This is a genomic window from Tumebacillus avium (assembly GCF_002162355.1).
Taxonomy (GTDB): Bacteria; Bacillota; Bacilli; order Tumebacillales; family Tumebacillaceae; genus Tumebacillus_A; species Tumebacillus_A avium.
In genome coordinates this window covers 2101151-2124293 of sequence record NZ_CP021434.1, presented here as the reverse complement: position 1 = coordinate 2124293, position 23143 = coordinate 2101151, and the positions used below count along the sequence as shown (strand labels likewise).

Sequence of the window (23143 nt, the reverse complement as noted above, 5' to 3'; positions counted from 1 at the left end):
ATCGGCCCTGTGCTCATCCGGCGCTCACCGTGCGGTTGCGCCCTCTGTTTTTTGCCTGATACAAGCGCTCATCCGCTTTCGTCTTCAGCATATCGCCGCGCGACTCCTTGTGGGTCGCCACGCCGATCGAGACGGTGACGTGCACATGGAACCCTTGTGACGTCACGATCTCCGCCGTCTCGATCGCCTGGCGCACGCGCTCGGAGATCTCGCTCGCCGCCTGCTTGCCGAGGTGCGGGAAGACGATCATAAATTCTTCGCCCCCGTACCGGCCGACCCGGTCGTATGAGCGCACGTTGTTTTGAATCAACTGCGCGACCTGCTGCAAAACTTCATCGCCCGCTTCGTGCCCAAACGTGTCGTTGACCTTCTTGAAGTGGTCGATGTCGATCAAAGCCACCGACAGCTCGGCATCGGCACGCGACGCGACGGTCAGTTGCTCGTCCATCGTCCGGTCGAGCATGCGGCGATTTTGCAGCCCGGTCAGAAAATCGGTCTCCGCCGTCTCGCGCAATTCGGTGTGCACCCGCATCTCGCGGAAGATCGCGCGGTAGGTAAAGACCATCGCGATCATCGTCACGATGTGCACGATAAACACGGTCGCCGCGAACTGCTGCATAAAGTCGATCATCGGCATCGCGCCGACGAGACCGGCCATGATGATGTTGATGATGCTGCCGACGACCGTGATCGTCCAGGCCCGCACGCGGAACTGCTGCTTGCTCAGCCACATCGAGTTGATAAAGCCCAAGATCAGCGCGATGGCGATCAGGTTGAGCAGCGAAGCAAACGCGCCGGCGCCCGTCGAGATGCCAAAGCGAAACAAGACGATCAGCGCGGCCGTCGCATACGGCGCCCACGGGAGATAACGCTTGCTCCAGATAAACATCAACAAGAGCGGAACGATCCGCGTATCGACGATCGCGCCGTTTTCTAATTTATAAGCAAAGAGCATCGACAACAGCCCGGCAAGTCCATGGACGATGATTCCATACACAGTGCGATACCGCTCCGATTTTCCTTCGACATAACGCAAATAGATGTAGTGTTGCAGAAATACGAAGGAAATCATCACGGAAGCATTGGTGATCATAGCACCAAGAAAAGTACCCGTAAGCAAACAAAGTGCCTCCTCACTCTACAATCCCAATTCCCCTTCAACCACTACCCCGCCGCACTTTTTCAGCAGTCGTTGCCGACGATAGCTGAGCTCATGCAGCTCATGATCAAGCCGCTGCGTGCGCAGGATGGAACGCCTGCTCTGCACGACTTCGATCGTCTCATTCGTAAGCGCAAGGGCGCGGGCAAAGTCCCGTGCCTTGTGCTCATAGTATTTGGCCAACTCAATGCGCGGCGCAGTCTTCCACATGCCTTCCCCGTCCAGCAGGTCATGCCAAAGCAAAACCGCCTTGTCATACTGTCCCCTTCTCTTATAGAACAGAGACAGTTTCCAAAGCGCTTCACAAGCATAGTCCTGCTCTTCCATCTCGGACACCTTGACGAGGCAGGCGACGCTGGAGTCGCTTTTTTCCCACTCGTCGTACCATCTGGAGAGGCCAAACAGCTCTTCCGGATGGGTCGCCATGTGCAAAGGCTGTTCCACTAAGAGTCCAATATGCGCAGATAGAGTTGCTAAAGTCAAGATATCATGCACGTTGTGGGTGAAAATGCCGACCAGCGGGCGGGCATCCCCGTCCGTCTGATAAGCAAAATACAATTCCGGCGCCATCTTGCCCGGCGTGTCATCTTCGCGGGCAAACCCGAGCACTTCCTGTTCCAGCGTGATCAGCTTGCAATTCTTGAGCACCTTTTTCCACAGCCGCCGCGCGGGCGGGAGCAAGTCGAGGTGCAGCACCGGCCGGAGTTCCAGCCGGGCCAGCGTAAAGCGGGTCTCAAGCAGCTTCCAGTCAAACCCCTTGCCGTTAAACGACACCATGACTTCAAAGCGCGAGAGCAGATCGGACAAGGCATAGAGCACCGCCCGCTCTTCCGCATAGCTGCGCAAAAAATACTGACGCACGATAAATTCATCGTCTTCGTAAAAGCCGATCCCGAACAAAAAGATAAAATTCCCGGCCCCTGAACCGAGCCCGGTCGTCTCCGTATCAAAAAAACAGACCTTGTCCCATTCGGCGGGACTCTCTTTGATCTTGCAGACTCCATATAGCACCGAAAGCGGAAGGTGGCGGGTGCGGGCGAGCGGATAATGGCCGTGCGCAGACAGGACATCAAAGCGAACATCACGGTAGTAGCACGGTCCAAACGGCGTCTCTTGCTCGACGCCCGGAAGCGCCCGTTCCACCGCCGTCTCCGGCAGTTCACCGGTCAGCGACTCCGCTTCTTGCACCATCTCTTCCAGCCTGACTTCCGCATCCCCAAGCGCCATATCCTTCTTGTAGCTCTTCAGCCGGTCTCGCAAACTCCGCATCCCAACCCTCCTTCCGATTCTAAACACAATTTGACAAAATACAATTCGACACAAATGTCGAATGACCTTTTATTAAATAATTTCCACAATTCCCAGTGATAAATACTGAATTCCATATTCCTGAAACGTGCCCGGCGTGATGTAGGCGTCTGCGGGAAGTTGGTGCAGTTGGGCGGTAAATTCGGTGCGCAGGCGTTCGATGTCGAGGCCCTGGTAGACGGCAGGCAGGCTTTCCAAGACGGGGAAGCAGAAGCCGTACAATTTGCGGAAGCCGTTCATGTAGCCTTGGTTCAGCTTAAACTGGGCGGTGGCGACCTGCACCATCGCTTTGTAGTAGGACTTCAGCGGTTCCTGAGCTTCGGCCTTCCAGGCTTCTTCAAAGATCTCGTGACACTCGTAAAAGTCCCGTTCTGTATTAAAGAGCCGCACAAACTCGCGGGTGATTTCGTTCATGAGTTGCCCTCCCTTTGTCCATACTGGAAACAAATGATCAGATCTGAGGTGGAACCCCAATGCCAATCACAGTCGTCCATGAGTTCCTGCGCGAAAATGAAAACGGTATTGTCCTGACCCTATACCTCTCCCGTGCCGACCAAGACGTCGAGTTCGCCGCAGAGCTCGGCCGCATGGATAACCCGCTCGACGACCGTTACCTCTACTCCTACATCAAGCGCCACCACCCCAACACCCCGATCAACCACGTCCAAATCGTCAACTGGGATGCCGAAGTGACCACGCTTTCCTATATGAGCATCATGGCGGATGTCAGGCCTTAGAGCTACTAATAACAGGATACCAATAACAAAGACGGCTCGCTGCACACGAGCCGTCTATTTCTTATAACATCCTAGATCTTAAACGAACTCTTCAAAGATACGATCAAGTTGAACACTTTATGATCTGCCGTGCTGTGCTTCGGATCGACGTTGAAGTAGCCGTGACGGAAAAATTGGAACTTGTCTTGCGGCGCCGCATCTTTCAGGCCGGCCTCCACAAAACCGTTCACCACTTCCAGCGAGTTGGGGTTGATCCGCTCCAGCAGGTCTTCGGCGTCAGTCTCGTCGGCCAGCAGCGAGTCATAGAGACGGAACTCTGCCGGAACGGCGCTTTTCGCATCGACCCAGTGGATCGTGCCTTTGACTTTGCGCCCGGAGAAGCCGCTTCCGCTCTTCGTCTCCTGGTCGTAGGTGCAATGCAATTCGACCACGTTGCCGTTTTCGTCTTTGATCACATCGTTGCATTTGATGAAATACGCGTTTTTCAAGCGCACTTCATTGCCTGGGAACAGGCGGAAATACTTCGCCGGCGGCTCTTCCATAAAATCGTCCTGCTCGATGTAGATCTCGCGCGAGAACTGAATTTGCTTGGTGCCCATCTCCGGCACTTCCGGGTTGACTTCCGCGTCGAGCAGTTCCACGCTGTCTTCCGGATAGTTGGTGATCACGACTTTCAACGGACGAATCACGCCCATCGTGCGCGGCGCTTTCAGCTTGAGGTCTTCGCGGATGTAGTGCTCAAGCATTTTGTAATCCACTTCGCCGCTGCCGACGCCAACGCCGATCTCGCGGACAAAGGCGCGGATCGCTTCCGGTGTAAAGCCGCGGCGGCGAACGCCGGAAATGGTCGGCATGCGCGGGTCATCCCAGCCGTCGACTACCCCTTCGTCGACCAAACGCTTCAGGAAGCGCTTGCTCATGATCGTCTGGGACAGGTTCAGGCGGCCAAATTCATACTGGCGCGAGATGTGCGGCATTTCGCATTCGCGAATCACCCAGTCGTACAGCGGACGCTGATCTTTAAACTCCAGCGAGCACAAGGAATGGGAGACGCCTTCAATCGAGTCTTCCAGCGGATGTGCAAACGCGTACATCGGGTAGATGCACCACTTGTCGCCCGTGTTGTGGTGTGTCGCGTGCGAGATGCGGTAGATGACCGGGTCGCGCAGGTTGATGTTTGGCGACGCCATGTCGATCTTCGCGCGCAGGACGCGGGTGCCGTCCGGGAATTCGCCTTGGCGCATGCGGTCGAACAATTCGAGGTTCTCTTCGACGGAGCGGTCGCGGAACGGCGAGTTCTGGCCCGGTTCGGTCAGCGTGCCGCGCGTTTGGCGGATCTCATCGGCCGACTGGTCGTCGACATAGGCCAGGCCCTTTTTGATCAGCAGCACGGCGCGGTTGTACATCTCGTCAAAATAATCGGATGCGAAAAACAGTCCGTCCCACTGGAAGCCAAGCCAGGCCACGTCTTCTTTGATCGCGTTGACGTACTCGACATCTTCCTTCACCGGATTCGTGTCGTCAAAGCGCAGGTTGGTTTTGCCTTTATAATCTTTGGCGATCTCAAAGTTGATGCAGATCGCCTTCGCATGTCCGATATGCAGATAACCGTTCGGTTCCGGCGGAAAACGGGTAACGACTGTATTGACCTTGCCTGTTTCCAAGTCCTCCGCGACAATCTCCCTGATAAAGTCGGAAGAGTTCGATGTATTTTCCATAGGTATCACCTTTCCGGATGCACTGTAGTCACCAATAGTTTGCTTCTATCATACAAAAAAAGCGGGTTCGGAGGAAAGTTGTAATTTTATAACGCTCTATTCAGACAATTCGCAAACGAAGTCGGCCCGTTCCCGAGGTCGTTCGGTCAGCACATAATGATCTTCCGCCGCCCAATAGCGCCGTTTGTACAGTTCAATCCGCGCCGGGTCGTGCAGGTCCTGCCCGCCGCGCCGCGTGATCCGTTCGAAGCGGATGTCGCGCGGGCAGTCGATGTACAGCAGATAATCAAAAAAGTCCCGCCATTCCTTGCGCTGCAGGTACACCCCTTCGACGATCAACAGGCCGTCCTGCGGTACCTTCAGCGTCTGCCGCTGCACCATGTCCTTGGCGTAGTCGTACACGCCCAGCTTCAACTGCCGATCCCCGCGCTTCCACGCCAGAAACACGTTTTCCGCGATGCCCGCCACGTCCCATTGCAGCCGGTAATGCTCATACCACTCCGACTGCCCCGACCCGTAGCGCGTGCTGCGGTCGGTGATCAAGTCGTCGATATGCAACACAGCCGTTTCGATGCCGCGCTCCTCCAGTTCCGTCACCAGCCCCTGCACCAGCGTCGTCTTCCCCGCCCCGCTCAAGCCGTCAATGCCCAGCAGCATGCGCTGGCCGGGTTGTTTTTTGCCAAGTGCCTCATTTAGAAATATCATGCTCCTGTTTTTATCCCTCCACATACCTCAGCACCTCATCAAGATAACTCTCGAACGCCTTTGACGTATCCACGATCAAGCACGGCACATCCCCGGGCTTCTTGCTCCCTGCAAACGCTTTGCGGAAAACTTCTTCCGACGGTACTCGATCATTCTGGCTGATCATTCTCTGACGGGTCCTCAGACGGTGATCAACTTCTTTGATGTCATCAAGGGCGCACTCGACATACTTATAGGTAGCGTGATGCTTCTCCGCCAACGCTGTGCCCCGCTCGACCATCACGTCATACAGGCAGGGGCTGTCGAGGATCACACTCTGCCCTTGGGAGAGGTGAAAATCGATCAACGCCCACTCGATCTCATACGACATCATCCCGGCTCTCCCTGCATCCAGATCGGCCGGGCCGGACTGGAGCAGGGCCGACTTGACGATATCATGGTCGATCACCACCGCGCCGGTCGCTTTGCCGACCGCTCGGGCGAGTGTCGACTTGCCGGAACCTGGGACGCCAGACATTTGCAGAAAAAACATCGCGCTCAACTCCTCGTACCGAATCCTTTTATTGTATCAGATCTGGAAAAACGGAAAGCCTATATATGCTCACAGGACTAAAAAATGCCAACTTTTACGAATTCCTATAAAAAGGGGGTATCTGAATGAGCATACCGGATCTTACTCCAGGAGCTTGGCAGACACTCTCCATTCTCTTGATTGTACTCATTCTGCTCGTCAGCAACAAAGTCCGCATCGACGTGATCGGGATCTTCATCCTCCTCGCGCTTGGTCTTGGCGGGCTTGTCAAAGAAAAAGACCTCTGGGCCGGCTTTGGCAGCGAGGCGGTGATCGTCATCGCCGCGATGCTGGCGATCGGCGAAGCGCTGGTCCGCACCGGGATCGCCGACCGTTTGGCCGTCTGGATGACGCGCATCGGCGGACGCACCGAACACCGCCTGATGCCGGTGATGATGATCCTCGTCGGCCTGCTCTCCTCGTTCATCTCCGACCTCGCCATCGTCGCCGTCTTCCTGCCCGTCGTGCTTGGCTTCGAACAACGTTACAAAATCCCGGCCTCGCGCATGCTGCTTCCGCTGGCGTTGTCCTCCACGCTGGGCCTGTTCACCATCGTCGGCTCCTCTTCGATCATCGTCGCCAATCACGCGCTGATCGAAGCGGGCCAGCCGTCCTTATCGCTGTTTTCTGTCGCGCCGCTTGGCATCGCGCTGCTGACGCTCGGCACTTTGTACGTCGTGCTCTGCAGACGCTGGGTGCTGCCGACCGTCACCGGGGAAACGGAGCAATCGCGCCCGATGATCGGCGTGCCGGAGTATCTGACCGAACTGCTCGTCACCGAAACGTCCGCCTGGCACGGCCAGAAGCTAAAAGACATCTCGTTCTTAAAAGAAAACGGACTGAACATCCTCCGCATCCTGCGCGAAGACTCTGTCTACCGCGTCCGCGCCGCCACCGTCCTGCACCGGGGCGACATTTTGCTCGTCACCGCCTCCCGCGACGACCTGCTGAAACTGCGCTCCACCCCGGACGTATCGGTACAAAAGGAAGTCCACCGCTCGATGGAAGAGACCGACATCCACCTCGCCGGGGAAGTCATCGTCCGCAGCGGCTCCGATTTTGTCGGGCGGACGCTTCAGCAACTGCGGTTTCGCGAAAAATTTGACGTGACCGTCGTCGCCATCTACCGCGACGGGCACGCCATCTCCCGCTCGCTTGCGACCACGCGGCTGCGCGTCGGGGATATGCTGCTCCTGCAAGGTTCGCGGGACAGCATGCAAGAGCTGAGCGAAGACACCGGCCTGATCATGATCTCGCAGACTTCGCACAACCCGCAGACGCGGAAAAAAGGCCCGCTGGCCTTGATCGTCCTCGCGCTGATGCTGCTGCTTTCGGCGACAGAAACTCTGCCGATCTCCATCTCTGCCGTCTTGGCGGTCGGGCTGCTCGTGCTGTTCCAGATCATGAGCATGAACTCGGTCTACCGTTCCGTCGAATGGCACATCCTCGTCTTTGTCGCCGCGATGATCCCGCTGTCCACCGCGATGAAAGAAACCGGGCTGATCGACCTGATGAGCCAAAGCATCATCAACGGCGTCGGCGGCCTCGGCCCCTACGCCCTGCTCGCCGTCACGTTTTGGCTGGGCGCGCTGATCACACAGGTGCTGTCGAACACGGCGACCGCCCTGCTCCTCGCCCCGGTGATCATTTCGACCGCCACGGCGATGGGGGTCTCTCCCATCCCGCTGATCTTCGGGCTGATCACCGGCGTCAACGCCGCGCCACTCACCTACATCGCCCACAAAGTCTACCTCGTCGTCATGGCGCCAGGCGGGTACCGTTTCCGCGACTATATCAAATTTGGCGTCCCGATGACCTTGATCACGTTCGCCGTGACCATGCTGCTCGTGCCGCTGGTCTGGCCGTTTTAAAACAAAAAGGCGGCTCGCAATGTTCTGCGAGCCGCCTTTTCTGATGCTTAATGCCCTGCCTCAACCAAATCAACATGCTGCACATGCTTCTTGTTCAGCATGAGCAACACGACCGAAGCAAACACAAACACCGCGCCGACCACAAACGGCACATGCGGATTGTACCACTCGGCCAGTTTGCCCGCCAGAAACGGTGCGATCGCCCCGCCGATGAAGCGCAGGAAGCTGTATGCGGCCGATGCGGTCGAACGCTCGACCGGCGCAGCGTTCATCACACCCGTCGTGATCAGCGTGTTGTTGTTGCCAAGCAAGGCGCCTGCGAACACCACGCAGGCGATCGTCACCCATTGCGTGTCCGTCCAGATCCCCATCACGAGGAGCAGCACAGCAAACAGCCCCAGCATCGCGCCCATCGATTTGACCGTGCCGTAGCGCTGCTGCAGCTTCGGCGCCATAAACACCGAAGTGACGGCCAGCAAAATGCCCCAGCCGAGGAACACGAAGCCCAAGCCATGCTCATCCAGCCCCAGCACAAACGGCGCGTAGGCCAGCAAGGTAAAGAAGCCAAAATTGTACAAGCAGGCCGTCAAACCAAACACCAGCAGCGAGCGGTGTTTCATCGCCCGGAACGGTTCGAGCAGCGATGTTTTCGCTTTTGTCGCTTGGCCCGCCTGTTTGGGCATCATGAACAGCAGAAACACAAACGCGACGCCCATCAGCACCGCCACGCCCAAAAACGGCCCGCGCCACGACATCGCGCCCAGCCAGCCGCCCAACAGCGGCCCGACGGAGATGCCAAGGCCGATCGCCGCTTCATACAAAATAATCGCCTGCGCCGTGCCGCTGTTCGAAAGCGACACGATCGCCGTCAGCGCCGTTGCCACAAACAATGCGTTGCCGAGACCCCATCCGCCGCGCAGCGCCACCAGCGTCCCGATATCATTGGAGAAGCCGCCAAGCGCTGAAAAAAGGGCAATCGTGATGATCCCCGCCAACAAGGTTCCTTTGATGCCCCACCGCGACGACACCACGCCGGTGATCAGCATCGCGACGGCCATCACCGCATTATAACTGGTAAACAATAAGGTCACTTGACTCTGTGAAGCATGCAGCTTGCTCGCAATGGCGGGCAAAATCGGGTCGACCAGCCCGATCCCCATAAACGCGATGATCCCGGCGAAAAACACCGCCCACACCGCTTTGGGCTGTTTCAAAAGGCTGTCCTGAGACATGAAGTTACCCCCGCAATCTAGTTGTATGATGCAATCAATGTATTTGCATCATACAACTTTCTGTTATAAGATGTCAACATGAGGTGATCAAGATGGACCTGCAGTCCCTGGAAAACTTGGAAGTGCTGGAATTGGAGCTGGCGAAGCTCGTCCGCAACATCACGTCGCTCGCCACCAATCAGAAAAAATTCGGCAATCTCGACCGATCCGCTTATCTGCTCTTGCACTACATCTCCGACCACGGACCGTCCGGGGTCAAAACGCTGGCCGAAGGACTCCGCCTCGACATCTCCACCGCCTCCCGCCAAGCGACCGCACTGGAACAAAAAGGCTACGTCACCCGCATCCCCGACCCGGAGGACGGCCGAGCCTTCACGTTCCAACTGACCCCAGCGGGCGCTCACGAATACGCCGGCACCAAACAAGCCCGCATCGACCGCATCACCGAGCGTTTACATACCTGGTCGGACGAAGAGCGCCAGCAGTTTGGCGAGCTCTTGAGCAAATTTAACGACTCCTTCAAATGATCTCCAAAACTCCACCAATTAACAGCAAAAAGGCGGCCTGCTAGCGGGGCCGCCTTTTCCTGTCGTTATCAAATTAAGAGGCCGTCAGCACTCGCACCGCTTCATGTCTATACACAAACGCTTTTCCGCCGATCCAGAACATCTCCAGCCCGGACGAGGCGAAGAGATCCCGAAGCACGCGGTAACTCATCCCCACTTCCTTCGCCAGATCGACAATGCGGGTCAACCCGTCGCTTGCCACACCTTTGAGTCTTGCGTAGAACGATTTCAACACTTCTTCATGAGCCATCTTCAATCCCTCCAGACCGGTTTTTGTTCTCTTGATATAGAGTATGCCCCGCTCTACTATTTTTATTCCTCTCATTTTGATAGAAAAATAAGAAGCAAAATTCTGAACACGTGTAAGAGTACCAACTCTCCGGTTTTATGAATATAGATAAGGAAGGGGAGGGGGATGTAATGACGCAATCATCCGGGAGTTATCTGCTGTACCTGCTGCTTTACACCGTGTTCTGGAATGCGCTTGCCGCCATCGCCTACCGGTTTTTTGTGATCGACGGGGCCTTGGCGGTGCAGGAATCCTTGTTTTTCTTCATGACTGGGCTCTTGCTGGTCGTCAGCGGCGCGATCCGGTCGATGTCGCCGCTGATCAAGAGCAGGAACAGCCGCTGCCCGATCGTCGGTTCCTTCTATCTCAGCGGCTTGCTGCTCATCGTGTACGCAAACATTGCGTAACAAAAAAACTCTCCCCATCACGCCCCGTGACAGGAAGAGTTTTTTGTTGCCCATTTTACCGCACCGCCTGCAGGAAGCGGCGCGTCGTGGCTTTGCCTTTGTCGCCGACGATCTCGACCGGCCCGACACAGGACGGACAGCCATGCTCGCAAGAGCAGCCTTCCAGCATGTCGAGCGCCGTGCGGATCACATCGCGGCGCACTTGATAAAACTTGTCGGACAGCCCGATGCCGCCCGGATACGAATCGTACAAAAACACGGTCGGCGCTTTCGTGTGCATCGCCCGCACCTGCGGCTGCACATGCAAGTCGCCCGGCGCACACATCAGGTACAACGGCGCCACGCCTTTTAACAGGTTGGCCGTGCCGACGAGACCGGCTTCGATCTCTTCCTTGGTCATGTCCTTGGTCAACGGCTCATCAAACGCCAGCCAATACGACATCGTGTGCAGCTCCGCCTCCGGGAGATGGATCTTGCCCCAGCCCAGATTCTCATGCGTATCGAACTTGATCTTCTTGTAGATCGTCGGCATCGCATTGACCATCACTTCGCCGAAGCCATGGCGCACCGCTTCGTCCGGCTCCTCGCGAAACTCATCGAGCACCCGCAGGTTCACCGCCAGCTCGGCGTCGGTATAGTAGTCGGAGTCGACCTTGCGCACAAAAGCCTTGCCATATTCCAAGTCTAACTTTTCCACCTGGAACTGCACGCCTTCATGGATGTAGATCGCCTTTTCATGCAGAGTGGTCAACGCGGAGAATTTATCGGTCTCGCCGATCACGCGGTTCTGCTCGGTCATGTCGATGATCAGCACGTTCTCCTGTGCCGCCGAGCGCAGGGAAATATCATGGCTTGGCATCGCATCGTTCATCCAGTAGTAGCGCTGGTCGGTCGCCTTGTTCAGCACGCGCTCTTCAACCAGATAGTCGAGGATCTCCGGCGTCGTCGCCACGCCAAACTGCTCGTCCGGCTCAAACGGCAGCTCAAACGCCGCGCATTTCAAATGGTCGACGAGGATGATCAGATTCTCCGGATGCACCCAGGCATGCTCCGGCGACCCTTCGAAAAAGTATTCCGGGTGCTGGACGATATACTGGTCGAGCGGCGCGGAAGACGCGACCATCACCGTCACCGACTTGCCATGACGGCGCCCCGCCCGGCCGGCCTGCTGCCAGACCGAAGCGATCGTTCCCGGATAGCCGGTGATCACGCACGCTTCCAACGAGCCGATGTCGATGCCGAGCTCCAGCGCGTTTGTCGAGACCACGCCCCGCACATCGCCGCTGCGCAGTCCGCGCTCGATCTCGCGCCGCTCTGTAGGCAGATAACCGCCGCGATAGCCGCGCACCGCTTTGCTCGGCACGACGCCTGCGGTCGATTCTTTCAAATAAGTGAGCATCACTTCGACCTGCGTCCGCGCCTTGGTGAAGACGATCGTCTGCACTTCGCGCTTGAGCAACTGCGTCGCGACTTTGCGCGCTTCGAGCAGGGAGCTGCGGCGGATGCCGAGCTGCTGGTTGACGACCGGCGGGTTGTAGAAGATAAAATGCTTCTCGCCGCGCGGCGCGCCCGACTGATCGATCAGCCGAAACTCTTCGCCAAACAGCTCCACCGCCAGTTCCCGCGGGTTAGCGATCGTCGCCGAGCAGCAAATAAACTGCGGGTTCGAACCATAGAATTTACAGATGCGCTTCAAGCGGCGGATGACGTTGGCCACATGTGAACCAAACACGCCGCGATACATATGAATCTCGTCGATGACGACATACTTGAGATTTTCAAACAGCTTGACCCACTTGGTATGGTGCGGCAAGATCCCCGAGTGCAGCATGTCCGGGTTGGTCACCACGATATGGCCGGCCTGGCGGATCGCCTGCCGGGCGGTGACCGGAGTGTCGCCGTCATAAGTGAACGTTTTGATCTCCTGCTCCAGATGTTCCACCATCTCGTGCAGTTCTTTCATCTGATCCTGGGAGAGCGCCTTGGTCGGGAACAGGTAGAGCGCCCGCGCCTCCGGGTCCTGCAGCAAGTGATCCAGCACCGGGAGATTGTAGCACAAGGTCTTGCCCGAAGCGGTCGGCGTGACCACCACGATGTTCTGACCTGCCTTGACCTGCGAAAAAGCTTCCGCCTGATGCGAGTACAGCTGACGGATGCCCTTTTTGATCAGCCCCTCGCCGATCCGCGCATCCATCGCCGCAGGAAAATCGGCATACACCGCTTCCTGACCGGGGTAGACGCGCCAATGGGTGACATTTTGGATAAAAGAGGGGGTGCGCTTCCACTCATCAAGAAGCATATCGATCGACAAACCTCATCATCCCTTCAAGAGAACAGATGTTCCGTAACAGGTAAAAGATTCGGCAGCGATGCCCGAAAATCCTTTTGGAAAGTAATGAATTCGGGGCAAATAAAGGATTTGGCAATCGTACCAAAGAACTCATAAAGAGCCCATCTTTGCTAATAGAATAATTACATAGCTCATAAAGTGTTTCATATAAATCCAGCTGGAACAACTATCCATAAAAAGAGGGAACTCGATGAACCGAAAAGCGCTTTACACCTGGAAATACCTGCTGCCCGCTTTGTTGATCCTGCTGACTACCTGGTTTCTCGTCCAGGTCGCCATAGATGCTGTCCATGAAGAGAACCGCAACAAGCTTGGACTGGTCGCGCAAATTCTCGAAAACGATATTCGCAACAACGCAGCGGCGAAAGCGGCGTTTCTGGCCCGTGACAACGCCAAGCTGGAAGAGTTGCTGCAGCCGATGCTCGATCAAAAGATCCTCGAAGAGCAAGGCAACCTCGGCGCCTCGATCTATCTGCCCGATCAGGAGCGCAATGTCGCTTTCTCCCCGCGTTCGGCGATGAATGGCAGCAGCCTCGACAAAAAAGTCACGATCTCCGCAGAGGCCGTCCGGGCCTATCAGTCCGGCCAGCCCGGCTATTATTCGGTCCAAAACGAGATTCGCAAACAGCCGATCTATAACTATATCAACGTCTTGGAAGTGGACGGCAAAAAAGTCGCCCTGATCTCCGTCAACCAGACGGCCGCTTCCGTCCACGGCGAAACCCGCACCATCTGGCTGTACGGCTTGATCATCTGCGGGCTGGCACTGCTCGTGCTGTTTGTTGCGGCGGTCGGCGAATACCGCCGCGAATCCACCTTGATGCGCGAACTCGACAATGTGACGAAGTGGCTGAAAGGGCTGACCTGGAGCTCCGTCTCGACCGCCGATGTCGACCGCAAACTGACTCTGCTCAAGAAGCTTCCCGCCGAGTTCCAGAAAGCGATCCGCTTCGTCGAGTTCGCCCGGCTCCAGAAACGGCATGTGCTCGAACATCTGCCGCTCGGAATCCTGATGCTCGATGTGAATGCGAAGATCACCTATGCCAATCCATCGCTGCGCCGTCTGCTCGGACGCACCCAGGAAGAGCTGGAGACGATGTCGGTCGAGGACTGGCGCAGCTGTTACCAACTGGCGGACGGCTCCTACATCTCCGACCTTGTCGAGAAGCAAGTGCAGATCGACAACTGCCTTGGCGTCATCCGGCACAGCAACGGCCAGGAGATTCCGTTTGCCGCGACGCTGCGCAGTTTGCCGGAAGACGAAGGCAAACCGTTAGGCTATTTCCTGTATGTGCGCAACTTGTCGGAAGAGATCGCGCTCGACCGGCAGGAGCAGAAGATTCACTATTTGTTTAACGCGATCCCGATGAGCGTGCTCTTGATCAACGAGGACAAGGAGATCGAATACATCAACCCGTCCGTCTCCCGCCTCTTCTCCTGCAACGAGCACGATCTGCTCGGGAAAAAGCTGTCGGAGGCGCTGCCCTGGGAGTTGGATGACCACAGTCAAGTCTTGTGCGAACCGCTGCACAAAGCGCTGTCCACAGGCATGCGCATGCACAGTTCCAACATTCAGGCGCTGATCCACGGGCGCGAGTACGATCTGGATTTTGATTTCTTCCCGATCCTCAACGCATACACGTCATCGGCCGACGGCTGTATGATCCTGATCAAAGACAAGACGTTGTACCGCGAGTGGGAGGACCTGTCGCAGCGCGTCGACCAGCACACCAACTACGTGCAGATGGCGGCGACGATCGCCCATGAGGTGCGCAACCCGATGACCTCGGTGCGCGGGTTCCTGCAGCTGCTCTCCTCGCAGATCACCGGCGATACGCACCGCAAGTATCTCGACGTGATGACGACCGAGATCGACCGGATGAACACGATCCTCAGCGAATACCTGAGCATGGCGCGCACGCCGCAGCCGGAGTGGGAGCCGATCCACCTGACGGAGCTGGTGCGCGACACCTTCATGCTCTTGGAAGGCGAAGCGAACTATCGCGGCGTCAACCTGTCGCTGGAACTCGCCGAAGACTGCCACATCCGCGGCATCGCCCGCGAGCTGAAGCAAGTGCTGATCAACCTCGTGCGCAACGCCTTTGACGCCTTGGAAGGCGGCGAAGGGCTGATCCACCTGCGCCTGCAAAACGAACAGGGCCACTACCTGCTCACCGTCACCGACAACGGCGTCGGGATCGCGCCGGAGCAATTGACCCGCATCTTCGAGCCGTTCTTCACCACCAAAGCGATGGGCACCGGCCTTGGTCTGCCCGTCTGCAAAAAAATCATCGAGTCGCATGGCGGCTCCCTCTACGTCCAGAGCGAACTGGGCGCCGGCACGACGTTTACGATCAAAGTGCCGCAATTCTTTCAATAGACCGCTTTCAGAGCCACGGACAGCTTCCGTGGCTTTTTTCTTGCCGCAAGCGACACTTTTGACCGTTTTCTGCGTCTGAAAGAGTAAGAAGCCGCAATCGAAAGGATGATGGTTCGATGTCCTCGCCTCTGCCCCAAGGGCATTTTGAGGAAACATATCATGCGCATCGGGTCGCGCTGTATAACTTTTTGCTGCGGTTGACGGGGAATGCACATGACGCCAATGATCTGTTTCAGGAGACGTTCCTGAAATATTACGAGCACCAGCACACGCTGTCCTCGATCAAACCCTGGCTGTTTCAGACCGGGTACCGCCTGTTTGTCGATCAGTGGCGCAAACGGCGCAACAAGCAGGCGCTGGCGCTGGAAGACGCCCCTGAGCCGGTCGCAGGCGCGGCGGACACGCCGGAAGCGGCGCTGTTGGAAGCGGAGATGTTCCGCGAGTTCCAGCAGGCGCTGGGCCAGTTGCCACCGCGGGCCCGGGCGGCGCTCCTGCTGCGCGAACGGGAAGGCGCTTCCTACTTGGAAATCGCCGAGACGATCGGCTGCTCGGAAAATGCGGTCAAGACGATCATCTACCGCGCCCGCATCTCGCTTCGCAAACTGCTCAGCCATGAAAACGGAGGGATCTAAGATGAACACACATCTCGATGCACGCACTTTGTCATCTTATCTCGATGACATGCTATCCAAAAGCGAGCGGGCGCAGGCCGACCTGCATTTGAAAAGCTGTGCACAGTGCCGGGCGATGCTGGCCGACTTCCAAGACATCAGCAAGATGTTCCGCGAACTGCCGGGCTTTGCCCCGCCGGAACTCGAAGTGTCCGCTGTACAGGAGCCGCCTCTGATCCTCCCCAAGCAGCAGCGCCGTCCGTTTCGGCCGTTTACCAAAATCGCGACGGCTGCAGCCGTGATCCTCGCGCTGGGTCTGGGCGGAGTGTCCTACTTCAACCTGACGACCCCGACGGTGGTCTACGCCTCACAGCCCGACGGCGCGAAAAATGTGCCCACAGCGCCCGACACCCCGATTACGCTCAAGTTCTCGGAGCCGATGCAACGCTATTTTGTGCAGGAAGCGCTGACGATCGAACCGGACACCGATGTCCTGTTCGACTGGCAGGAGGACGGCAAGACCTTGCAGCTGTGGTTTCCAGCTGGACTGAAGCCAAACGCTTCCTATACGATCTCCATCGCCAAAACAGCAAAAGACGCGCAGGGATTTGCGCTGAAAGAGCCGTTTGTGATCCACTTTGACACGTTTAGCGGTGACAAGGCTCCCGCGCCGCAGGAGCCTGCGCAGGAGTTCAAACTGGTCAAAACACAACCGCTCGGCAAATGGACGTCAGAAACGGCGCGTCCCGTACAGGAGCAGGTCAACAACGGCGCACAGCCCGGACGCCTCGTCGCCGACCACGCCGCGATGGACGATCTGTTTACCGGCGGCATCCTCTCCCCGCAGGAGTACGGCCCGCCGGCTGTGATCGAAGCGGGCAGCACGAAAGCGCTCGTCCGCTTCGACAAAAAAGACGGCACGGGATATGCGCTGGCTACTGTCGAGAAACTGGTGCAGCAAGACCAGCACGGCGCATGGTTCACCACCCAAGTCGACTTTTACGAGTAAGATATAAAAAGGCCACTGCTTCGGCAGCGGCCTTTTTCTTCCCCTACGGCAGATCGGTCACCGTCGTCGTCACCCAGCCGTTTTGCAGATACGAGAAGCCCAGCAGCTTCGCCGCTTCGATCGACATGTCGATCCCCGCCTTGTTCGCCACTTTGCGGTTGAACTGGTCGTAGCCGCTGTTGTAGTTCTCCGTATAAGCCATGTACGCTTCCTCGAAGCCCGGATCGAGCCACGCCGAGGTGTACTTCAGCATGGAGTAGATCCGGCGCGGGTTGGCATCCCAGTAGTTGTCATCCTGGTTCCACGGGCCCACTTCGTCGACGCGCAGGCCGGAGCGGATCGTGCCGTTGCTTTCATTTTTCACCGTCACCGTGTACGGCGGGTTGGTGTAGGTGGTCGCCCAGCCGAGGTTGGCAAACTTGAGCTGCTTATCCGGCAGCGCCACTTCGACTTTGCCTGCCGTGTTCGGATTGTACTGGGTCGCCCACGAGTACACGGTGCTCACCGCGCGCGCTTCCGGCAGCAGGCCGTTGTAGCCGTATTCCTGCTGGTTGATCTGACCGCGCTTTTCGGCGTGGCGGAACTTCACATCCTCCGCCCACCAGCTGTTGATATAGTCACGGAACGCCTTGTAGCGTCCGCCGAGCAGCGCGTGCACTTTCGCATCGGTCTGCGCGAGGATCGCGTTGTGGCGGCCGTTGTAGTTCATCGCTTCGACCTTTTTGACTTTCTCTTCGTGCTTCAGCGACTTGTCTTTCACATACACGTCAGACATGCCTTTCAAATGCATCAGCCCGCTGTATTCCTCGTTGGCGATGCCGCGCAGCGCCGACACTTCCGCATCGGTCAGCCCGACGGCCGCCTGCAGCTCTTCCACGTCATGCAACAGCTTGGCATCGGCGGAGTTGGTCAGATAATGCAGCACCGACTTGTCCAGCCACGGATCATACTGCTTGTCCTGTGCAGCAGACACCGACAGCGGCGACAAAGTCACAGCGGCAACCGCCCCGAGCATCGCCAGACGCTTTAACGTTTTGTTCATCTAAAACCCTCCCATTTCTCTAATGTTTTTATTATGCGTTTATATTATTATACATAACTTTCCAATCGTCAACCAAAAAAAGGCAACGGATCAGCTCCGTTGCCTTTTGTTTACAAAGTATAAGGTCACCAGCACCCCGACGCCGAGCCAAGAGACGATCCCGAGCAACTGGTAAGTGGTGAAAATGTCATACTTGTCGGCCAGCACGCCGCCGACCATCGTCCACGTCATCGCGCCCAGCCCATGTCCAACCGCCGAGTAGATGCCAAGCGCCGTGACTTGAATCTCCGGCGGCGACACCTCGCGCACCAGCTGCGCCGCAGCCGGGAGGTACAGCCCGACCGAGATGCCTTGCATGAACAACAGCCACATCACCAGCACCGCCGACGGCTCCGTGCCGTAGAAGATCCAGCGCATCGACGACACGGTGGCCGCGATGATCAGCACGGGGATCATCCCGTACCGCCTGATCAGCTTTCCGGCGAAGCGCATCACCGGCGCTTCTGAGCCTGCCGCGATCAAAAAGGACAGCCCGACCCCGGCGACCGTTCCGCCGATCGCCATGTAGAAGAATCCATACAAGGCGTTGTTCGCCTGGATCACGCCAAACACGAGAAACGTCGAGAGCATCAACAGCAGATAGCGCGGGATGAAAAACAGCCGCTTCACCCCGTGCAGCATGTTCCCCGCAAGCGGCGTGCTCTCCTGCGGCAGCCCATTGGTGAGGAAGATGCAGACAAACATCGCCGCTGCATAAATATAAAAAATCACCGACAGATCGGTCGCTTCGGCGATCGCCCCGGCGCCCCAGGAAGCCACCGCAAAGCCGATCGCGCCCCACAGCCGCAGCGAACCGTAATCGCCGCCGTGCTTTTGCGTATACGAGAGCGAAATCGAGTCAAGGATCGGCACGCCCGACGAATGGAACAAAGCCATGCCGGCGAACAGAACCAGATACAGCAGATAGGTGTCGCCAAACGAGTAGATCAGCCCGATCGTCGCCGCAGCGATCAGCGTGCCGATCAGGACTTTGCGCTGGGCGTTGTAGCGGTCGCAGATCATCCCCCAGATCGGCTGGAAGAGCACGGTGACGACCGGCCCGACCGCCATGATCGACGATGCCTGCTGCTTGCTTAAGCCCTTGCCTTCGAGAAATAAAGGCAGCATCGTATAAAGCGCGCCAAACGCGATAAAAAAGAAGAAATAATAGCTCCCGAGCAGCCGAAGCTTGCCCGTCGCGGCACCGACCGCACGCAGCTGTTGTTCCACCGGAATCTAACACCCTTTCTGTTGTGCTATAATAGAGTGAAGTTGGGAAAGGAGTGTCCCTGCCATGTCGGAAAAAGACCATCCGCAGGCTCACGATCATCGCCATGACCACAGTCTGCAAGCTGCCAAGGACAAGTTCTTGGAGCGCTTGAAAGAACAAGGCTTCAAACTGACCGGCAAGCGTCAGATGATCGTCGACATCCTGCTTGGAGAAGACCGTTACATCTCAGCCAAAGAACTTTTGGAGCGGATGCAGGAAGTATTCCCGCGCCTCTCTTTCGATACTGTATACCGCAATCTGCGCCTGCTGCAAGACGAAGGCATCATCGAAGAATCGACGTTTGGCGACGGCGGCAGCAAATACCGCATCACCTGCGACACGAACAACCATCACCACCACCATTACATCTGCACGGTCTGCGGCAAGACGGAGCTGGTCGAAGGCTGCCCGATGGACGCCCTCGGCATCACTGCGCCGCGCGGGTTCCAGATCGAGTCGCACCGCTTCGAGATCTTCGGCCAGTGCGGCGACTGCCACTAAGGTTGCTGCGAGTCTGCGCGCTGCACCGCGTCGAGCATCGCGTCGACCAGTTCAGGCGCGCCGCCCAGCGGCCTGGCTTCCTGCACATTCACAGCCGTTCCACGAAGCGCTTCCCGCACCTGCCGAAGCGCTTTTTTGCATAAATATCCATCTGTCAGAAAATAAGGCACCACCAAAAGGTCTGTCAAGCCTTGGGCTGTACAGACCTCTGCTGCATCTCTAATGGACGGTTGTGTGTAGTCGAGGTAGCCGATTTCCACCGTCTGCACCCCGGTCGCTTTTTTCAAAAATGCGGCCAACTGCTCCACATCTCCTTCTGCGCCCGGCACGATGCTCCCGTGAGCGACGAGCAAAATTCCTCTGCTGTTCATCTCTGCTGCCTCCTTTTGCCCATCCTTTCCGTCCATCTTACTCTTTTTTCGCGTCCGCTTCCACCAGCCCGTTTTTCAAAGCATAGATCGCCGCTTGGGTGCGGTCTTCTACGCCAAGCTTGGCAAGGATGTTGCTGACATGCGTCTTCACCGTCTTGATGCCGATATATAAAGTTTCGCCGATCGCCTGATTGGTCAGCCCTTCTGCGAGCAAACGCAGCACGTCCTGCTCGCGCTCGGTCAGCGCTTCGAACTTGCCCGTCTCCAGACCTTTTGGCTTCTGGAGTGCCGCCAGCATCTTCGCGGCGGCGGCCGGTTCGAGCACCGTTTCGCCGGCAAAGACTTTGCGGATCGCCCCGACCAGTTCGTCGCCGAGCACCGTTTTCAGCAGATACCCCGACGCGCCCGCTTCGAGGGCGGGCAGGACTTTGTCATCTTCGACAAACGAGGTCAGGACCAGCACTTTCGTCTCCGGGCGCACGCGCAGCACTTCGCGGGTCGCCGCCACGCCGTCCATCCCCGGCATCACGAGGTCCATCAGCACGAGATCCGGCTCCAGCTCCTGCACCAGTTCGGCCGCACCTGCGCCGGAACTCGCCTCGCCGACCACTTCGATGTCCGCTTCGGTCAGCAGATAGGTGCGAATCCCTTGCCGCACCATGTCGTGGTCATCGACCAATACAATGCGTATGTGAGTCCCCATCGTTCCATCCCTCCTATCGCTTCAAGCGCTGCACACTCACGCGCACTTCCGTCCCCGTGCCGGGCGAGGAGCGCACTTCACATCTCCCGCCGATCTCCAAGGCGCGCTCGCGGATGCCGTGCAGCCCAAACGAGCCGTCCCGCTCCGACTTCGTGTCAAATCCCACCCCGTCATCGCGCACGATCAGCGCGACCAGATCGTCTTCTTCTTTGACCAAACGCACTTGCAGCGTCTGGGCGGAGGCGTGGCGGATCACATTGGACACCGCTTCCTGCACGATGCGGAACAGGTGCGACTCCAAGCCTTCCGACAGCCCGCTCTCCTGCTCCACATCGAGGTCATAGCGGATCGCATGGCGCGGGCAGACATCTTGCAAAAAGCGCTCCAGCGCCTCGGCGAGCGATCTTCCTTCCAGCTCCACCGGGCGCAGTTGCAGCAGCAAGGCGCGCATTTCCGCCTGCGCTTTCGCCGCCATCTCTTCGGTCTGCGCCACCAGCGGACGCGCGCGTTCCACGTCCACCTGCATCAGCTTGCTTGCCGCGCCTGCCGTCATGCCCAAGGCGAACAGCTGCTGCGACACCGAGTCATGCAGCTCCCGCGACAAACGCGCCCGCTCTTCCAGCACGGCGATTCCGGACGCCTGCTGATAGAGCTGCTCGTTCGTCTCCACGAGGCGCTCCAATGCGCTTTTTTGTTCCTCCAACCGCTCCGCCATCCGATTGAGCGCTCCTGCCAGATTCTCCATCTCATCGTCCGCTTCCTGCACGGCGACGCGATGCCCGAGGCGACCGTTGGCCCAGAGCAGAGTCGCTTCGTGAAAAATGATCATCTTGCGCCGGAACGAGCGCGCTTCCACATACCCGGACACGCCGCCGGCCAGCACGACCGACAACAGCGCAGCCAGGAAGACCACAGTGAACAAGCCGCCCGTCCAGATGTCGGCCGGCAGCAGCGGTTTTGTTGCAAACAGATCCCACAACAAAGCTCCGAGCATGACCAGCCCGGAGAAAACAGCAAGAACCGCTGCCGATGCCCGCACATAGGCGAACAACATCGACCAGCGGATGCTGCGAAACTTCACGTCACGCTCGTTTGACACTGAGATCACCGATCTTCACTTCTGCGATGATGCGGACTTTGCGCTCCGCTTCCTCATAGCCGGGGCTCTGATGATGGAGCTTGCCCCCGCCGTTGTTGATCTGCTGGAACAGGCTGAGCGAACCGACCCGGCAGGTCGCCTGCACCGTCACGGGCAGCCCCTCCGGAACCAATATGAAAACATCGCCCATCTTGCATTCCACTTCCAGCACCGTCTCCCCAAGCGGGATCGTCGTCTCGGTGAGATCGACGCGCACCGAGCCGACTTTTTGCTCGATCACCGAATCTTTCAGTTCCCAGTGCGGCCCGCCGATGAACAGATCGCCCATCTTGCCGCGAATCTCGGCGACATCCCCGCTCAGTTCCTGCGTCACCTCGTCGACATACGCCTCGGCCTGCTGACTATTGCGGATGATCGACACGTTGCCTTTCGGGCGGCGTCCAAACAGCAGCATCAGCCCAAACAGGATCAGGATGCCTGGCAGCGCCCACGCCGAGAACGACGCGACATGCAGGCGGTCGAGGATCAGCAGCGTCCCCAGCACGATCACCGTCAGCGAAAACAGGCCCGCCCGGCGCCGCTTGCGGAAGCTGTCGATCACGTTGATTGCCCCCCAGATGATCAGATACAACGGCCAGAACGTCCAAAATGACAGCTTGACTGTCCAGACTTCCCACCAGTCAAAGTTCGGCACGACAAATATAAAACCGGTTACCAGCAGCACAATTCCCAGCATGCGATTTGCCATCTCGTTCGCCCCTCTCAATCTCTAAGCAAAGTATAAGACAGGTCGGCGCAGGTTTCCATCCGTCTGCAGGCTGAGAATGAGACGGAGGTGCAAAAGAAAAACAGGGATTGTATTTTTTATTTTCGGGTGATAAGATAACTCACATCTTAGCCAAATACGAAAACGCAACGAAGGAATTGTCCGCTTATTCGCGTTTCAGAGAGCCGGTGGTGGCTGCGAACCGGTACGTGGGAAGTGAGACGAGCATTCCAGAGCATTTTTTCCGAACGCCGTTCGACCTCGTGGAGGCGGGCAGGATTAGTAGGGAGAGACGGACGGCCCCGTTATCGGCTTTGTTCTGGGTAGCAATCGATTGGGGCAGCGCCCCTGTTGCGACCTGCTGAGGCAGTTGTGCGCGAGCCAACTGCGAAGAAGGGTGGAACCGCGAAGGAGTTTCATAATCCTCTCGTCCCTTTCT

23 protein-coding genes are annotated in these 23143 nt (G+C 57.6%); 8 read left to right on the top strand and 15 right to left on the bottom strand.

Annotation, left to right across the window (positions count from 1 at the left end; genetic code table 11):
• Positions 1-13: 13 nt before the first annotated feature.
• The 3 genes from CBW65_RS10180 to CBW65_RS10170 form a co-directional block, all read right to left on the bottom strand.
• Positions 14-1120 (bottom strand): GGDEF domain-containing protein, encoded by a 1107-nt coding sequence (locus CBW65_RS10180; protein ID WP_087456699.1) that lies wholly within the window; start codon positions 1118-1120, stop codon positions 14-16.
• A gap of 18 nt (positions 1121-1138) precedes the next feature.
• Complete coding sequence (locus CBW65_RS10175; RefSeq protein WP_087456698.1) at positions 1139-2428, bottom strand: ribonuclease H-like domain-containing protein; 1290 nt, start codon at positions 2426-2428, stop codon at positions 1139-1141.
• A gap of 72 nt (positions 2429-2500) precedes the next feature.
• Positions 2501-2881 carry a DUF309 domain-containing protein gene (locus CBW65_RS10170; RefSeq protein WP_087456697.1) on the bottom strand — a complete coding sequence of 127 codons (381 nt, stop codon included), beginning with the start codon at positions 2879-2881 and terminating at the stop codon, positions 2501-2503.
• Positions 2882-2940: 59 nt separating this feature from the next.
• On the opposite strand from CBW65_RS10170, the gene CBW65_RS10165 reads away from it, so the two are divergent.
• A complete protein-coding gene (locus CBW65_RS10165) occupies positions 2941-3204 on the top strand; it encodes a hypothetical protein (protein WP_087456696.1) in 264 nt (87 codons plus the stop codon).
• A gap of 71 nt (positions 3205-3275) precedes the next feature.
• Here CBW65_RS10165 and CBW65_RS10160 read toward each other — a convergent pair whose 3' ends face one another.
• The 3 genes from CBW65_RS10160 to CBW65_RS10150 all read right to left on the bottom strand — a co-directional run bounded on the left by CBW65_RS10160 (position 3276) and on the right by CBW65_RS10150 (position 6159).
• The gene (locus tag CBW65_RS10160) at positions 3276-4922 is read right to left on the bottom strand and encodes a glutamine--tRNA ligase/YqeY domain fusion protein (RefSeq protein WP_087456695.1); all 1647 of its coding nucleotides are present in this window, start codon (positions 4920-4922) and stop codon (positions 3276-3278) included.
• A gap of 96 nt (positions 4923-5018) precedes the next feature.
• Complete coding sequence (locus CBW65_RS10155) at positions 5019-5627, bottom strand: AAA family ATPase (RefSeq protein ID WP_157721873.1); 609 nt, start codon at positions 5625-5627, stop codon at positions 5019-5021.
• A 10-nt stretch (positions 5628-5637) separates the two neighbouring features.
• Positions 5638-6159 carry a P-loop nucleotide/nucleoside kinase family protein gene (locus tag CBW65_RS10150; RefSeq protein ID WP_087456693.1) on the bottom strand — a complete coding sequence of 174 codons (522 nt, stop codon included), beginning with the start codon at positions 6157-6159 and terminating at the stop codon, positions 5638-5640.
• A gap of 125 nt (positions 6160-6284) precedes the next feature.
• On the opposite strand from CBW65_RS10150, the gene CBW65_RS10145 reads away from it, so the two are divergent.
• Positions 6285-8069: an SLC13 family permease gene (locus tag CBW65_RS10145; RefSeq protein ID WP_087456692.1), complete on the top strand. Its 1785-nt coding sequence runs from the start codon at positions 6285-6287 to the stop codon at positions 8067-8069.
• A 47-nt stretch (positions 8070-8116) separates the two neighbouring features.
• Here CBW65_RS10145 and CBW65_RS10140 read toward each other — a convergent pair whose 3' ends face one another.
• Positions 8117-9301 (bottom strand): MFS transporter, encoded by a 1185-nt coding sequence (locus CBW65_RS10140; protein WP_087456691.1) that lies wholly within the window; start codon positions 9299-9301, stop codon positions 8117-8119.
• A 92-nt stretch (positions 9302-9393) separates the two neighbouring features.
• Between CBW65_RS10140 and CBW65_RS10135 the strand changes: the two genes are divergently transcribed.
• Positions 9394-9828 carry a MarR family winged helix-turn-helix transcriptional regulator gene (locus tag CBW65_RS10135; protein WP_087456690.1) on the top strand — a complete coding sequence of 145 codons (435 nt, stop codon included), beginning with the start codon at positions 9394-9396 and terminating at the stop codon, positions 9826-9828.
• A gap of 73 nt (positions 9829-9901) precedes the next feature.
• Here CBW65_RS10135 and CBW65_RS10130 read toward each other — a convergent pair whose 3' ends face one another.
• Positions 9902-10117, bottom strand: a complete 216-nt coding sequence (locus CBW65_RS10130; RefSeq protein ID WP_087456689.1) for a hypothetical protein — start codon at positions 10115-10117, stop codon at positions 9902-9904.
• Between the two features lie 170 nt (positions 10118-10287).
• Here CBW65_RS10130 and CBW65_RS10125 point away from each other — a divergent pair, with 170 nt between their 5' ends.
• On the top strand, positions 10288-10563 hold the full coding sequence (locus tag CBW65_RS10125; protein WP_087456688.1) for a hypothetical protein: 276 nt from the start codon (positions 10288-10290) through the stop codon (positions 10561-10563).
• Between the two features lie 55 nt (positions 10564-10618).
• Here the strand turns inward: CBW65_RS10125 and CBW65_RS10120 are convergent, their stop codons facing one another.
• Positions 10619-12862: a DEAD/DEAH box helicase gene (locus CBW65_RS10120; RefSeq protein ID WP_087456687.1), complete on the bottom strand. Its 2244-nt coding sequence runs from the start codon at positions 12860-12862 to the stop codon at positions 10619-10621.
• Positions 12863-13103: 241 nt separating this feature from the next.
• Here CBW65_RS10120 and CBW65_RS10115 point away from each other — a divergent pair, with 241 nt between their 5' ends.
• From CBW65_RS10115 to CBW65_RS10105, 3 genes are all read left to right on the top strand, one after another.
• Positions 13104-15293, top strand: coding sequence for an ATP-binding protein (locus CBW65_RS10115; RefSeq protein WP_087456686.1), 2190 nt, complete (start codon positions 13104-13106; stop codon positions 15291-15293).
• A 116-nt stretch (positions 15294-15409) separates the two neighbouring features.
• Positions 15410-15925, top strand: a complete 516-nt coding sequence (locus tag CBW65_RS10110) for an RNA polymerase sigma factor (RefSeq protein WP_087456685.1) — start codon at positions 15410-15412, stop codon at positions 15923-15925.
• 1 nt (position 15926) lies between these two features.
• The gene (locus CBW65_RS10105; protein ID WP_198299845.1) at positions 15927-16913 is read left to right on the top strand and encodes an Ig-like domain-containing protein; all 987 of its coding nucleotides are present in this window, start codon (positions 15927-15929) and stop codon (positions 16911-16913) included.
• A 43-nt stretch (positions 16914-16956) separates the two neighbouring features.
• Here the strand turns inward: CBW65_RS10105 and CBW65_RS10100 are convergent, their stop codons facing one another.
• Together CBW65_RS10100 and CBW65_RS10095 are read right to left on the bottom strand one after the other, a co-directional pair.
• Positions 16957-17955, bottom strand: coding sequence for a hypothetical protein (locus tag CBW65_RS10100; protein WP_087456683.1), 999 nt, complete (start codon positions 17953-17955; stop codon positions 16957-16959).
• A 90-nt stretch (positions 17956-18045) separates the two neighbouring features.
• Complete coding sequence (locus tag CBW65_RS10095) at positions 18046-19224, bottom strand: MFS transporter (RefSeq protein ID WP_157721872.1); 1179 nt, start codon at positions 19222-19224, stop codon at positions 18046-18048.
• A 64-nt stretch (positions 19225-19288) separates the two neighbouring features.
• Here CBW65_RS10095 and CBW65_RS10090 point away from each other — a divergent pair, with 64 nt between their 5' ends.
• On the top strand, positions 19289-19765 hold the full coding sequence (locus CBW65_RS10090; protein WP_087456681.1) for a Fur family transcriptional regulator: 477 nt from the start codon (positions 19289-19291) through the stop codon (positions 19763-19765).
• Here CBW65_RS10090 and CBW65_RS10085 read toward each other — a convergent pair.
• From CBW65_RS10085 to liaF, 4 genes are read right to left on the bottom strand one after another with little or no spacing between them, the layout of a single operon-like run.
• Positions 19762-20136, bottom strand: coding sequence for a sirohydrochlorin chelatase (locus CBW65_RS10085; RefSeq protein WP_157721871.1), 375 nt, complete (start codon positions 20134-20136; stop codon positions 19762-19764). The two genes, CBW65_RS10090 and CBW65_RS10085, sit on opposite strands and share 4 nt — an antisense overlap.
• Positions 20137-20173: 37 nt before the next feature.
• Positions 20174-20839 (bottom strand): response regulator, encoded by a 666-nt coding sequence (locus CBW65_RS10080; protein WP_087456679.1) that lies wholly within the window; start codon positions 20837-20839, stop codon positions 20174-20176.
• Positions 20840-20852: 13 nt separating this feature from the next.
• On the bottom strand, positions 20853-21947 hold the full coding sequence (locus CBW65_RS10075; RefSeq protein WP_087456678.1) for a HAMP domain-containing sensor histidine kinase: 1095 nt from the start codon (positions 21945-21947) through the stop codon (positions 20853-20855).
• Positions 21922-22686, bottom strand: coding sequence for a cell wall-active antibiotics response protein LiaF (liaF, locus tag CBW65_RS10070; RefSeq protein WP_087456677.1), 765 nt, complete (start codon positions 22684-22686; stop codon positions 21922-21924). The genes CBW65_RS10075 and liaF overlap by 26 nt, the downstream gene beginning before the upstream one ends.
• Positions 22687-23143: the final 457 nt, after the last annotated feature.